Genomic DNA, 13,050 nt, shown 5'->3' with positions numbered 1-13,050 from the left:
CGCTGCCGTGTGGATGATAATGTAATCCAATAACTCAAATTGTTTCGCATTTTAAATGCCTCGACTCATCGTCGGGGCATTTTTGTTTGTAGTTAAATACATAGCTGAATGTGTCATTTCGTGTTGTTATCAAAACGTTAACGAGAATGTGGTCTATCTTTAAGCTAAACCTTGTGGTTACTGAGGTTAAGAGTGTCATTATTAAGGAGGAGCTATGTCGACGTTACGCGAGCAGAGCCAGGAGACGCTGAAAGTTGGTAAAAATACCTGGCAATATTACAGCCTGCAAAAAGCATCCCACCAGTTAGGCAATATCGATCGTCTACCCAAATCAATGAAAGTTCTGCTGGAAAATCTGCTGCGCTGGCAGGATGAGGACTCAGTAACGGCGGAAGACATTCAGGCGCTGGTGGCATGGCAAAAAGATGCGCATGCCGATCGTGAGATCGCTTATCGCCCGGCGCGGGTGCTGATGCAGGACTTTACCGGCGTACCAGCAGTGGTCGATTTGGCGGCAATGCGTGAAGCAGTAAAACGTCTCGGCGGCGATGTCGCAAAGGTGAATCCGCTGTCGCCGGTAGACCTGGTGATTGACCACTCGGTCACGGTTGACCACTTTGGTGACGATGAAGCTTTTGAGGAAAACGTCCGGTTAGAGATGGAACGTAATCATGAGCGTTACGTTTTCCTGCGCTGGGGGCAAAAAGCCTTTAATCGGTTTCGCGTTGTGCCACCCGGCACCGGCATTTGCCATCAGGTGAATCTTGAGTATCTCGGTAAATCCATCTGGCATGAAAATGTGGACGGTACGGAGGTGGCTTATCCCGACACGCTGGTCGGTACCGATTCACACACCACCATGATTAACGCACTCGGTGTGCTGGGCTGGGGAGTAGGGGGTATCGAAGCAGAAGCGGCGATGCTCGGCCAGCCGGTATCGATGCTGATCCCGGATGTGGTTGGTTTTAAACTTACCGGAAAATTGCGTCCCGGCATCACCGCAACTGATCTGGTCTTAACCGTCACGCAGATGCTGCGTAAGCATGGCGTGGTAGGTAAATTCGTCGAATTTTATGGTGATGGATTGGCGGATCTGCCGCTGGCTGATCGGGCCACCATTGCGAATATGTCACCGGAATACGGTGCAACCTGTGGTTTCTTCCCGATTGATGACGTCACCCTGAGTTATATGACGCTGACTGGCCGCGATAGTGTGCAGGTGCAACTGGTGGAAGCCTACGCTAAAGCGCAGGGAATGTGGCGTAACCCAGGGGACGAGCCCATCTTTACCAGCACACTGGCGCTGGATATGAATGATGTTGAATCCAGCCTCGCCGGTCCAAAACGTCCGCAGGACCGTGTTTCTCTGGGGGATGTCCCTGCCGCTTTTGCCGCCAGTAATGAACTGGAACTCAACCAGGCACAGAAACCGCATAAAAGCGTCAGTTATCGCGACAGCGAAACCGGTGACAGCTATCAGCTGGATGATGGGGCGGTGGTGATCTCGGCGATTACCTCCTGCACCAATACCTCAAATCCCAGCGTGCTGATGGCAGCGGGATTACTGGCGAAAAAAGCGGTGGAAAAAGGGCTGATGCGTAAACCCTGGGTGAAGGCATCGCTGGCACCGGGTTCCAAAGTGGTTTCTGATTATCTGGCTGTCGCGCAGCTGACTCCTTACCTCGACGAGCTGGGATTCAATCTGGTCGGTTACGGTTGTACGACCTGTATCGGCAACTCGGGACCGCTACCGGATAGTATCGAGAGCGCGATCAAAGAGGGCGATTTGACCGTCGGCGCAGTGCTTTCCGGTAACCGTAACTTCGAGGGCCGTATCCATCCGCTGGTAAAAACCAACTGGCTGGCTTCGCCGCCGCTGGTGGTGGCTTACGCTCTCGCGGGTAATATGAAAGTCAATTTGCAGAGCGATCCGATCGGCCAGGATCAACGCGGCCATGATGTTTATCTGAAAGAAATCTGGCCATCGCCGGAAGAAATTGCCGAGGCGGTACAGAAGGTGACCAGTGATATGTTCCATAAAGAGTATGCCGAAGTGTTTGACGGCACACCGGAATGGCAACAAATCAAGGTGAGCGAAGCCGCCACCTACGACTGGGATGAAGGTTCAACTTATATTCGGCTTTCACCGTTTTTTGACGATATGGAAAAAACACCCAAACCGGTGCAGGACATCACCGGTGCGCGCATTCTGGCGATGCTCGGTGATTCAGTCACCACCGACCACATCTCACCGGCCGGCAGTATCAAGGCAGAAAGTCCGGCGGGACGTTATTTGCTGGCACATGGTGTGGAGCGCAACGACTTCAATTCCTATGGTTCGCGTCGTGGTAACCACGAAGTGATGATGCGCGGCACCTTTGCCAATATTCGTATTCGTAATGAGATGGTCCCTGGCGTGGAAGGGGGCTATACCAAACATTTCCCCAGCAATGAACAACTGGCGATTTACGATGCTGCCATGAAGTATCAGCAGGAGGGGATACCGCTGGCGGTGATAGCGGGCAAAGAGTACGGCTCCGGCTCCAGTCGCGACTGGGCGGCCAAAGGCCCGCGTTTACAAGGCGTGCGCGTGGTGATTGCCGAGTCGTTTGAGCGTATCCATCGTTCAAACCTGATTGGTATGGGGATTCTGCCGCTGGAGTTTCCTCAGGGGGTCACGCGTAAAACGCTGCAACTGACCGGTGAGGAGCATATTGATGTGGCAAACCTGGCGCAGCTCAAACCGGGGTGTACCGTCAACGTGACCCTGACTCGCGCCGATGGCAGCAGTGAGACGCTGGAGACGCGCTGTCGTATTGATACGGGGAATGAACTGACCTATTACCAGAACGATGGCATTTTACACTACGTGATTCGTAACATGCTGAACTAAGAAAAAGCCGGGATGATCCCGGCTTTTTTATTACGACTTCGGCAACAGATGCCCCATCTTTTCCGCTTTGGTATCGAGGTAATGGGCATTCTTTGGATTGCGGCCGACGATTAACGGCACGCGCTCAACAATATTGATGCCAGCTTCGCTGAGGATTTCCACTTTGCGCGGGTTATTAGTCAGCAAGCGCACTTCATTGATACCCAGCAGTTTGAACATATCAGCGCATAACGTGAAATCACGTTCATCTGCGGCAAAGCCCAACTGATGGTTGGCTTCTACGGTATCAAAGCCTTTATCCTGCAGTGCATAGGCACGAATCTTGTTTAACAGGCCGATATTGCGACCTTCCTGACGATGATAAAGCAGTACGCCGCGGCCTTCTTCGGCGATCGCCGTCAGCGCCGCTTCAAGCTGAAACCCGCAATCACAGCGCAGGCTGAATAAAGCGTCACCCGTCAGACATTCAGAATGGACACGCGCCAGCACCGCAGTGTGATCGCTAACATCACCATAAACCAGCGCGACGTGGTCGTGACCGGTTGCCAGTTCTTCAAAACCAACCATCAGGAAATCTCCCCATGGCGTGGGCAGTTTGGCTTCTGCTACCCGTTTAAGCTGCATTTGACTCTCCAGAACCTTCATAGGATGCGCTATCATCATGATAACGCATGGGCCTGTGTGGCCCCAAAACTGACAATATTGTGCCACAACCTGACATCAGGCAGTTAATCAGTCAGAGTTATTGTAGTGATAAAGCACAATTATCTAAGCCGCAATGGTTATGTTATTCTTTTTTCAGCTAAAGTTATGCATTGCACAGTATTTTACGCGGTTGTAAGGGAAAGTGGATGTTAAAGATTGTACAACGCACGACGATTGGGGCGTTTTTATTGCTGATAATGCCACTGAGCGTCTGGCTTTCTGGCTGGCAGTGGCAGCCGGGGTCCCACGGTGCGCTGTTGAAATTCCTGTTCTGGATGACGGAAACGGTCACCAGCCCTTGGGGAACACTCACCAGCCTGCTTCTCAGCGCCTGGGTATTATGGTGCCTGCGCTTCCGTCTCAGGCCCGCGATTTTGCTGCTCATCATCATGAATGGCGCTATCCTCACCGGGCAGTACACCAAATCCTTTATTAAAGATCAGGTGCAGGAGCCTCGTCCCTACGTGATGTGGCTGGCAAAAAGCCATGGTCTCGATGAACAGCAGTTTTACGAGCTAAAACGTAAGCAGCGCAGCAAGGTGGTGGAACAACTGTTGGCGAATGATACGACGCTGCCTGGCTGGTTAAAAAAACACTGGGCATTTGAAACCGGTTTTGCTTTTCCTTCCGGTCATACCCTGTTTGCCGCCAGCTGGGCGTTGCTGGTGATCGGTTTGCTGTGGCCGCGGCGTCACACCCTGACTATCGTGGTGGTGTTTGTCTGGGCGAGTCTGGTGATGGGCAGCCGCCTGTTGCTGGGGATGCACTGGCCACGTGATTTGGTGATGGCAACGCTGATTTCCTGGTTGCTGGTGATGGTAGCAACATGGCTGGCCCAACGGTTTTGTGGTCCCCTTAGTGTCCCGCCGCCGGAGGCAAAAGAGATTGCACAACGGGAAGACGGATTGTAATTTTCCCATCCAGCCCCATATTATTGATTGCACTTGCGTAAATCAGGCCGTTTGATGCGGTGATAGCAGCATCGGCGTCGCTTTTTTGGCATACTTCTATTGGATAACCTCAGACAGGATGCATTGTGAAATATTTGCTGATTTTTCTCGTGGTATTGGTCATTTTCATCGTCTCCGTTACGCTCGGGGCGCATAACGATCAAATCATCACTTTTAACTATCTGCTGGCGCAGGGCGAATTTCGCATTTCAACATTGCTGGCTGGGCTATTTGGTGCCGGATTTTTGCTGGGCTGGGCAATTTGTGGGCTGTTCTGGTTACGGTTACGGGTATCGCTGGCACACGCGCAGCGCAAACTGAAACGTATGCAGGCGCAGAATGAACAATCGACCGCGGTGACGACCTCACCTTCCTCCGGTCGTCGGGATTAAGCTTCGATGCTTGAATTGCTGTTTTTGCTTCTTCCTGTCGCTGCAGCGTATGGCTGGTATATGGGCCGACGCAGTGCACAACAGGATAAGCAACAGGAAGCCAACCGCCTGTCACGTGAATACGTTACAGGGGTTAACTTTCTGCTATCTAACCAACAGGACAAGGCTGTTGACCTCTTTCTCGACATGTTGAAAGAGGATAGTGGCACGGTTGAAGCCCACCTTACACTGGGTAACCTGTTTCGTTCCCGCGGTGAAGTTGACCGCGCCATCCGCATTCACCAGTCATTAATGGAAAGTGCCTCCCTCAGCTATGAACAGCGTTTGCTGGCGATACAACAGCTCGGTCGCGATTATATGGCGGCTGGCTTGTATGACCGTGCGGAAGATATGTTCAGCCAACTGGTGGATGAGACCGATTTCCGCATTGGCGCGTTGCAACAGTTGCTGTTAATCCATCAGGCAACCAGTGACTGGCAGCAGGCGATTGAGGTGGCTGAAAAGTTGGTCAAGTTGGGCAAGGATAAGCAGAAAGGTGAAATTGCTCACTTCTATTGTGAACTGGCGTTGCAGGCGCTCAGCAGTGATGACCTCGATCGTGCGATGTCGCTGCTGAAAAAAGGCGAGGCGGCCGATCGTCAGAGTGCGCGTGTTTCAATTATGACCGGACGCATCCTGATGGAGCAGGGCGAATACGCAAAAGCGGTGGAGCGTCTGCAACGGGTGCTGGAGCAGGATAAAGAGCTGGTCAGCGAAACCATGCCGATGCTGGAAACCTGCTATCAACGGATGGAGGAGCCGGAACAATGGGCGCAATTCCTGCAACGTTGTGTGGAGGAGAACACCGGAGCGGCAGCAGAACTGTATCTTGCCGATATCCTTGAGCAGCAGCAAGGCCCGGAAGCGGCGCAGCTCTATATCAACCGCCAGCTGCAACGTCATCCAACCATGCGTGTGTTCCATCGCCTGATGGATTTTCACCTGCATGAAGCGGAGGATGGCCGTGCAAAAGAAAGTCTGATGGTGCTGCGGGATATGGTTGGCGAGCAAATTCGCACCAAACCGCGTTATCGCTGCCAGAAATGTGGCTTTACGGCGCATGCGCTGTACTGGCATTGTCCTTCATGCCGCACCTGGTCATCAGTGAAACCTATTCGCGGACTTGACGGCCAGTAATGGTCGTCAGTTTAAAAAAAATGCTATCATAGTTACAACATACTAATGGCTGCTACAACTCAATAACTTCAAGCCTTGTGCAGCCAGTATTCAATCAGCCGGTTAATCGCAGCACTGCGATTGTCGTCACCAGGACACGCAGGTAGAATGCTTGCCGTTTGTCTAACGCGCCTGCGGGTGCCTGTAACTGAGGAAACGTTATGCCTGTTACCACTTCACCTATTCTGGTGGCACTCGACTATCATAATCTCGACAGCGCACTGCAATTTGTCGATCGGATCGACCCCAGCCAATGCCGTCTGAAAGTTGGCAAAGAGATGTTCACGCTGTTTGGCCCTTCGTTGGTCAAAACGTTACAGGCGCGTGGTTTCGAAATTTTCCTCGACCTGAAATTTCACGATATCCCTAACACCACGGCACATGCGGTTGCAGCGGCAGCAGACCTGGGGGCGTGGATGGTGAACGTGCACGCCAGTGGCGGGGCGCGCATGATGAATGCGGCGCGTGAGGCGCTGGTCTCATATGGTAACGATGCTCCGTTATTGATTGCCGTCACGGTACTGACCAGCATGGATGAAGAGGATCTCAAAGGTCTGGGCATCACTCTGTCACCGGCAGCCCAGGCAGAACGTCTGGCGCGCCTGACGCACGATTGCGGTCTTGATGGCGTGGTCTGCTCCGCGCATGAAGCGGCGCATTTTAAACAGGTGATTGGCAGGGATTTTGCGCTGGTCACGCCGGGTATTCGTCCGGCAGGCAGCGATGCGGGCGATCAGCGCCGCATTATGACACCGCAGCAAGCGCAGCAGGCAGGGGTTGATTATATGGTAATTGGGCGTCCGATCACCCAATCAGCCGATCCTGCGGCGACATTGCAGCAAATTCTGCGCAGTTTACAGGAGGGCTAATGGCTCAGGACAATCCGCTGGTTTACTCCACCGAAAGCGGGCGTATTGCGCCCGTCGAAGAAAAAGCACCACGTCCTAAAGGTGATGGCGTGGTGCGTATCCAGCGTCAGACCAGTGGCCGCAAAGGTAAGGGCGTCTGCCTGATCACCGGTGTCGATCTGGATGATGATGCGTTAGCGAAACTGGCTGCCGAACTGAAGAAAAAGTGTGGCTGTGGTGGCGCAGTGAAAGATGGCGTAATTGAAATCCAGGGCGACAAGCGCGACCTGCTGAAATCGCTGCTGGAAGCTAAAGGGATGAAGGTTAAACTCGCTGGCGGCTAAACAAAGAAGGGCCACTCAATGAGTGGCCCTGTACTGTAGATGCGCTGCGTAGCCTTATATTATGTAAGGTCCTTTAGTGGACCTGATGGCCGATAATGCCACCCACTGCGGCACCACCAATGGTACCCAATGCACTGCCGTTAGTCAGAACCGAACCACCAATCGCGCCAGCACCCGCACCAATGGCGGTATTACGATCGCGTTTGGACCAGTTTGAACAACCGCTCAGGGCGATAACTAAGGTGGTCGCCAGAACGGCCGCGGTCAGACGTTTCATTGTTGTTGTCATAAACTTCTCCTTGATTGTACATACAGAGGCAACCCGTTAAGTATAGGTGTTGCTCCCTGAAACTGTTTCACACCGTTATGTCATCACGGTCCTCATCCTTAAGCCTGCAATCCGCAGCCCGAATGCGAAAACAGCGTGTTAACCCTGCCGTATGGGAGCAAAATCGCTCCACGGGTGGCTGGAGACAAGTCTAATCATTACGGAATTTTTCCGAAGATAGAAAACTCCTAATTCACGCCACATTTTTACGCCCTCAGCCACTTTCCGCTGCTTTTACAGCCATTCCCTCCATAACGTTTTTGTCGCAGGCTTTGCACAATTTCTCCATCACATCTTGCAGGAGAAAAAACATGCTGGAAGCGTTGAAACAACAGGTACTGGAAGCCAATCTGGATTTGCCCCGTTATAACCTGGTGACCTTTACCTGGGGCAATGTCAGTGCTATCGACCGTGCCAGCGGCTTACTGGTGATCAAACCATCCGGGGTGAAATACGCCAACATGCAGCGCGATGACATGGTGGTGGTGGAACTGGAAAGCGGCAACGTGGTGGAGGGGAAAATGCGGCCATCTTCAGACACCGCAACGCACCGCGCGCTGTATCTTGCCTGGCCGGAGATCGGTGGCATTGTGCACACCCATTCGCGTCACGCTACCATCTGGGCGCAAGCCGGGCGGGATATACCGGCATGGGGAACCACGCATGCCGACGATTTCTACGGCACCATTCCCTGTACCCGGGCGATGGAGCGGGAAGAGATTGAGCAGGAATATGAGTGGAATACCGGGCAGGTGATTATCGAGACGTTCGCCAAGCGCGAGATTGCCCCGACGGCCATCCCCGCAGCGTTAGTCAATTCTCATGGCCCCTTTGCCTGGGGTAAAGATGCAGATGCCGCGGTTCACAGCGCTGTGGTATTGGAGGAAGTCGCCTATATGGCGCTGCACACGGAACAGCTACGTCAGGAGCTGCCCTCCATCTCACAAACCCTGCTTGACCTGCACTATCTGAGAAAGCACGGTAAAAATGCCTGGTATGGGCAGAAGTAGCAAACACCGACCGGGCGCCAGATGGCGCCCTTTTTTATCGGCCTAATCCAACTGGTATGGCGAGCACGATCAAAAAATAAAATGATAAACCAATAAAAGTAAAACAACGTTTCATAAATATATTGGGGATCACTTTTTTACCCGCCTTGAGCCGTTATCTTGCCTGCTATGCCTGTTGGCAAAGTTTAACGCACCTCCCTCTGGCTCAGTACAGGTGACACTAATATGCATATCAAACGTGCAATCGATAAAATCCCAGGCGGTATGATGTTGATACCGCTGTTTCTTGGCGCACTGTGCCACACCTTTTCGCCCGGCGCGGGCAAATACTTCGGCTCGTTCACCAATGGACTCATGAGCGGCACCGTCCCCATTCTGGCGGTATGGTTCTTCTGCATGGGGGCATCCATTAAACTCAGCGCCACCGGTACGGTATTACGCAAATCCGGTACGCTGGTGCTGACCAAAATCGCTGTGGCCTGGGTGGTGGCAGCCATTGCCTCACGCGTGATGCCGGAAAACGGGGTGGAAGTTGGCATGTTCGCGGGCCTTTCCACCCTGGCGTTAGTGGCGGCGATGGATATGACCAATGGCGGTTTGTATGCCTCGATCATGCAGCAATACGGTTCCAAAGAAGAAGCGGGCGCGTTTGTGCTGATGTCGCTGGAATCAGGGCCACTGATGACCATGGTGATTCTCGGAACCGCAGGCATCGCCTCGTTTGAACCCCATGTGTTTGTCGGCGCGGTGCTGCCATTCCTGGTGGGTTTTGCCCTCGGCAACCTCGACCCGGAGTTGCGGGATTTCTTCGGCAAAGCGGTGCATACCCTGATTCCGTTTTTCGCCTTTGCGCTTGGCAATACCATTGATTTAACGGTGATCGCGCAGACCGGTTTACTCGGGGTTCTGTTAGGCGTGGCAGTCATCATCATCACCGGCATTCCGTTAATCCTTGCCGATCGTCTGATTGGCGGTGGAGACGGTACCGCAGGCATTGCTGCTTCCAGCACCGCGGGTGCAGCGGTGGCAACGCCGGTCTTGATCGCCGAAATGCTGCCACAGTTTAAACCGGTTGCCCCGGCGGCTACCGCGCTGGTGGCGACATCGGTTATTGTCACTTCAGTATTGGTCCCCATCATTACGGCGCTTTATTCACGGCGCGTTAAGCGTTTTCATGTTGCGGCAGGGCAACGCGCGGCCATCAAGTAACCCCGCTAATCTTTCCCCGACCCCTGTGTCGGGGAAATCTCTGGAATTTGCTATATAAATCAATCTCTCATTTGGTCTGGCCTCACTCTGGATTACGCTGATATTGCGTTCAACGCATCATATAAACAGAGGATGAGACTATGACAGTGATTAACCAACCTACATGCAGATTGTTCACCGAAGTCGGACAAACCACGCAGCTGGCTGCCTATTATGAGGAAGGGCGGCACACCATGTGGATGATGCTGCGGGCGCAACCGCGTCCCAGCTTTAACCACGAACTCATCGAGGAGATCATGAACCTGAGCTACTCTGCGCAGCGTTCCGGTCTGCCGATTGATTTCTGGGTGACGGGATCGCTGGTACCACAAATGTTTAACGCCGGGGGCGATTTGCGTTTCTTTGTTGAATGCATTCGTAACAACCGGCGGGAAGCATTGCGTGCCTATGCCCGTGCCTGTGTGGACTGCATCCATTCAGCTGCGAAGGGTTTCGACACCGGGGCGGTAACGCTGGCCATGATTGAAGGCAGTGCGCTTGGCGGTGGTTTTGAAGCCGCTCTGGCACACCACTTCATTCTGGCGCAGAACAGCGCGCGTCTGGGATTCCCGGAGATTGCCTTCAATCTGTTCCCGGGGATGGGCGGGTACTCGTTAGTTGCGCGCCGTGCCGGGATGAAGCTGGCAGAAGAGTTAATTTGTGAAGGGGAGTCACACAGCGCGGAATGGTATGAAACCCGCGGTCTGGTGGATAAAGTGTTCCAGCCTGGTGATAGCTACCGCGCCACGCGCACCTTCATCGATACCCTGCGTCCGAAATTGAATGGCGTACGGGCAATGCTGAAAGCGCGTCAGCGTGTATTGCAGCTCTCCAGGGCAGAGTTAATGGATATTACGGAGGATTGGGTTGATTATGCTTTCACGCTGGAACCGAAAGACATTGCCTACATGGAGCGTCTGGTACAACTGCAGAACCGTCATAGCGCATCCCTGCGCAAAGCCGGATAATCTCGCAGACCAGCGTTAAACGCGGGCAGGATGCTTAAGCCAATGCCCGAGCTGGTCTGCGGGCATTGGTTTCGCATAAAGATAACCCTGACGCCCATCGACGCCGTTAGCCATAACAAATTTTTCTTCGGCTTTGGTTTCAATACCTTCGGCAATCACCTGCAACTCAAGGGCTTTGGCCACTGCCATGATGGCACGCACCAGCGACTGTGCCACCGGCTGCTTATTGATATTACGAATAAAGCTCTGATCCAGCTTGATGGCGTCAATCGGTACGCGCGCCAGCTGTGACAGCGATGAGTAACCGGTGCCGAAATCGTCGAGATGGACCTGCGCACCCAACTCCTGAAACTGCTTCATCAGCTTCAGTGCGTCGGCTTCGTTCTCGATCAGGCAACTTTCGGTCAGTTCGATATCAATCGGACAATCCGTCAGGCCGCTTTCTGCCAGCGCCTGCTTCAGATCGCTGTAAATACTTTGATCGATCAGCTGTTTTGCTGAGACATTCACGGCAACCCGTAACCAGATGCCTTCCTCACGCCAGGTAATCACCTGTTGCAGCACGTTGAGCATCACCCAGCGGCCAAGCGGCACAATCAGGCCGGATTCTTCCGCGTAAGCAATAAAATCCCCGGGAGGCACCAGACCGCGTTCCGGTGAATTCCAGCGCACCAGCGCCTCGGCCGTGCGCACCTCGCCATCGCGATCCACTTTTGGCTGGTAATACACCACCAGATGATCCTGCTCCAGCGCTTTGCGCAGATTGGTGTCGAGCCACAGGTATTCAAACACGCGTTGATTCATTTCACTGGCAAAGACGCAAAATTTACCGCGACCATTTTCTTTCGCGTGATACATCGCGGTATCGGCGTTACGAATCAGGCTTTCACGATCTTCGCCATGCAGCGGGGCGAGGGCGATGCCGATTGAGCAACCGCTGTACACCTCAATCAGGCCGATACGGAATGGCTGACGCAGCCGTTCCAGAATGCGCGAGGCCATGGCTTCCAGCGCGGCCTGGCTGGTGTTTTCCGCCAGTACCACAAACTCGTCGCCACCAAGGCGTGCCAGGGTTTGATCCTTGCCAAGGCAACTGAGGATGGCCAGCGAAACGGCCTGCAACAACTGGTCGCCAAACATATGGCCGTAGGCGTCATTCACCTTTTTGAAATTATCCAAATCGAGGTAAACCACGCCGGTTTGCGCGCCTTTCGCCATCTCCAGAGCCAGGCTAATTTGCTGATGGATGGCGTTGCGATTGGGTAAACCGGTGACGGTATCGGTATTGGCGAGTACGCGCAGACGCTCCTGGGCGCGGCGTTCCTCTGTTATATCCGTTCCTGAACAGATGAGAAATATTTCATTTTTACCACTGCCACTGTGGACGAACTTATTACGAAACAGAAACAGTCGTTGACCTTTTTTGGTCTTCACCCAGCGTTCAACTTCGTAAGAACTGCCATCACGAAAGAACCCGGCAATGTTGCGACGTGAGGCCTGGGCCTCCTGTTTGGTCATAAACAGCTGGAATACATTACGGCCAATCACTTCGTGTTCTTTGAGACCAGTATATTCTTCACTTAACCGGTTGAAACGTTGGATGTTTCCTCGCTGGTCAAGGATGACAATTACCGAGTTTGCTTCAGAAACGACTTGTTCCGCAAAGGAAAGTCCGAGGGTCAAATCGCGTGCGACAGAGGAGGTGTCACCCCACGCAGAAGCAGTGCCCGCCCAGGTGGCCTGATTCACTTTGCGGCCGACAAAATGCATTGGCACAGGGGTGCCGTGCAGGGATAACGTCAGGTTAATACTGGAAGTAATGACCGTCATGGCACGCAGCAAACTCGCCTGCGCCGGGGTCAGAGGGACGGCGAGGTTAGTGTGCGCATGTTCCTCTTCAGCAAAGTGCAATGCATCGCTGTCCGATGTCAGACGCCAATGAGGGCTGGTGGTGCCAAACAAGGTGTAAAGCAACGTTTGCCCTTGTTCATCGGTCATGGAAACTTCCTCCGGGGAATGCTCAGCAGGCGGTATCTCATTATTTTAGCAACAGTATTCATCCTCTTGCGTAAGCACAAGATGCAATCCGCATATATTTTTGTTTAGAGAAATGAATGGCACGAAAAAGCCCCAAAAATTTGGGGCTACG

At 53.2% G+C, this 13,050-nt stretch carries 12 protein-coding genes; 9 read left to right on the top strand and 3 right to left on the bottom strand.

Features of this window, described 5'->3' with window-relative positions:
• Positions 1-214 precede the first annotated feature (214 nt).
• Positions 215-2,893, top strand: coding sequence for an aconitate hydratase AcnA (gene acnA, locus HA50_RS10585; protein ID WP_084875098.1), 2,679 nt, complete (start codon positions 215-217; stop codon positions 2,891-2,893).
• Between the two features lie 30 nt (positions 2,894-2,923).
• Here acnA and ribA read toward each other — a convergent pair whose 3' ends face one another.
• Complete coding sequence (gene ribA / locus HA50_RS10580; RefSeq protein ID WP_084875096.1) at positions 2,924-3,517, bottom strand: GTP cyclohydrolase II; 594 nt, start codon at positions 3,515-3,517, stop codon at positions 2,924-2,926.
• Between the two features lie 227 nt (positions 3,518-3,744).
• Between ribA and pgpB the strand changes: the two genes are divergently transcribed.
• The 5 genes from pgpB to yciH all read left to right on the top strand — a co-directional run bounded on the left by pgpB (position 3,745) and on the right by yciH (position 7,347).
• Positions 3,745-4,509, top strand: a complete 765-nt coding sequence (pgpB, locus tag HA50_RS10575; RefSeq protein WP_084875094.1) for a phosphatidylglycerophosphatase B — start codon at positions 3,745-3,747, stop codon at positions 4,507-4,509.
• A gap of 125 nt (positions 4,510-4,634) precedes the next feature.
• Positions 4,635-4,940, top strand: coding sequence for a LapA family protein (locus HA50_RS10570; RefSeq protein WP_084875092.1), 306 nt, complete (start codon positions 4,635-4,637; stop codon positions 4,938-4,940).
• Between the two features lie 6 nt (positions 4,941-4,946).
• Positions 4,947-6,116 (top strand): lipopolysaccharide assembly protein LapB, encoded by a 1,170-nt coding sequence (gene lapB, locus HA50_RS10565; RefSeq protein ID WP_084875090.1) that lies wholly within the window; start codon positions 4,947-4,949, stop codon positions 6,114-6,116.
• Positions 6,117-6,316: 200 nt separating this feature from the next.
• Positions 6,317-7,024, top strand: coding sequence for an orotidine-5'-phosphate decarboxylase (pyrF, locus tag HA50_RS10560; protein WP_084875088.1), 708 nt, complete (start codon positions 6,317-6,319; stop codon positions 7,022-7,024).
• Positions 7,024-7,347 carry a stress response translation initiation inhibitor YciH gene (gene yciH, locus HA50_RS10555; protein WP_084875085.1) on the top strand — a complete coding sequence of 108 codons (324 nt, stop codon included), beginning with the start codon at positions 7,024-7,026 and terminating at the stop codon, positions 7,345-7,347. Before pyrF ends, yciH begins: the two co-directional genes overlap by 1 nt.
• 73 nt (positions 7,348-7,420) lie before the next feature.
• On the opposite strand, the gene osmB is transcribed toward yciH, so the two are convergent.
• Entirely contained in the window at positions 7,421-7,636 is a 216-nt protein-coding gene (gene osmB, locus HA50_RS10550) for an osmotically-inducible lipoprotein OsmB (protein WP_084875083.1), read from the bottom strand.
• Positions 7,637-7,986: 350 nt separating this feature from the next.
• On the opposite strand from osmB, the gene araD reads away from it, so the two are divergent.
• The 3 genes from araD (at position 7,987) to HA50_RS10535 (ending at position 10,901) form a co-directional block, all read left to right on the top strand.
• Entirely contained in the window at positions 7,987-8,685 is a 699-nt protein-coding gene (gene araD / locus HA50_RS10545) for an L-ribulose-5-phosphate 4-epimerase (RefSeq protein WP_084875080.1), read from the top strand.
• A gap of 225 nt (positions 8,686-8,910) precedes the next feature.
• Positions 8,911-9,894, top strand: coding sequence for a 2-keto-3-deoxygluconate transporter (gene kdgT / locus HA50_RS10540; protein WP_084875078.1), 984 nt, complete (start codon positions 8,911-8,913; stop codon positions 9,892-9,894).
• 140 nt (positions 9,895-10,034) lie between these two features.
• Entirely contained in the window at positions 10,035-10,901 is an 867-nt protein-coding gene (locus tag HA50_RS10535) for a crotonase/enoyl-CoA hydratase family protein (RefSeq protein WP_084875076.1), read from the top strand.
• A 15-nt stretch (positions 10,902-10,916) separates the two neighbouring features.
• Here the strand turns inward: HA50_RS10535 and pdeR are convergent, their stop codons facing one another.
• A complete protein-coding gene (gene pdeR, locus HA50_RS10530; RefSeq protein ID WP_084875073.1) occupies positions 10,917-12,899 on the bottom strand; it encodes a cyclic di-GMP phosphodiesterase in 1,983 nt (660 codons plus the stop codon).
• Between the last annotated feature and the right edge of the window lie 151 nt (positions 12,900-13,050).

The sequence above is a fragment of the Pantoea cypripedii genome (assembly GCF_002095535.1).
Taxonomy (GTDB): domain Bacteria; phylum Pseudomonadota; class Gammaproteobacteria; order Enterobacterales; family Enterobacteriaceae; genus Pantoea; species Pantoea cypripedii.
The sequence above is the reverse complement of the archived record's forward strand: the minus strand, read 5'-3'. Positions and strand labels throughout refer to the sequence as shown.

Bases quoted from the DNA above. Each gene is read 5' to 3' on its own strand.
- pyrF (WP_084875088.1), top strand. From the start codon at position 6,317: ATGCCTGTTACCACTTCACCTATTCTGGTGGCACTCGACTATCATAAT.
- acnA (WP_084875098.1), top strand. From the start codon at position 215: ATGTCGACGTTACGCGAGCAGAGCCAGGAGACGCTGAAAGTTGGTAAA.
- lapB (WP_084875090.1), top strand. From the start codon at position 4,947: ATGCTTGAATTGCTGTTTTTGCTTCTTCCTGTCGCTGCAGCGTATGGC.
- pgpB (WP_084875094.1), top strand. From the start codon at position 3,745: ATGTTAAAGATTGTACAACGCACGACGATTGGGGCGTTTTTATTGCTG.
- ribA (WP_084875096.1), bottom strand. From the start codon at position 3,517: ATGCAGCTTAAACGGGTAGCAGAAGCCAAACTGCCCACGCCATGGGGA.
- yciH (WP_084875085.1), top strand. From the start codon at position 7,024: ATGGCTCAGGACAATCCGCTGGTTTACTCCACCGAAAGCGGGCGTATT.
- HA50_RS10535 (WP_084875076.1), top strand. From the start codon at position 10,035: ATGACAGTGATTAACCAACCTACATGCAGATTGTTCACCGAAGTCGGA.
- kdgT (WP_084875078.1), top strand. From the start codon at position 8,911: ATGCATATCAAACGTGCAATCGATAAAATCCCAGGCGGTATGATGTTG.
- osmB (WP_084875083.1), bottom strand. From the start codon at position 7,636: ATGACAACAACAATGAAACGTCTGACCGCGGCCGTTCTGGCGACCACC.
- pdeR (WP_084875073.1), bottom strand. From the start codon at position 12,899: ATGACCGATGAACAAGGGCAAACGTTGCTTTACACCTTGTTTGGCACC.
- araD (WP_084875080.1), top strand. From the start codon at position 7,987: ATGCTGGAAGCGTTGAAACAACAGGTACTGGAAGCCAATCTGGATTTG.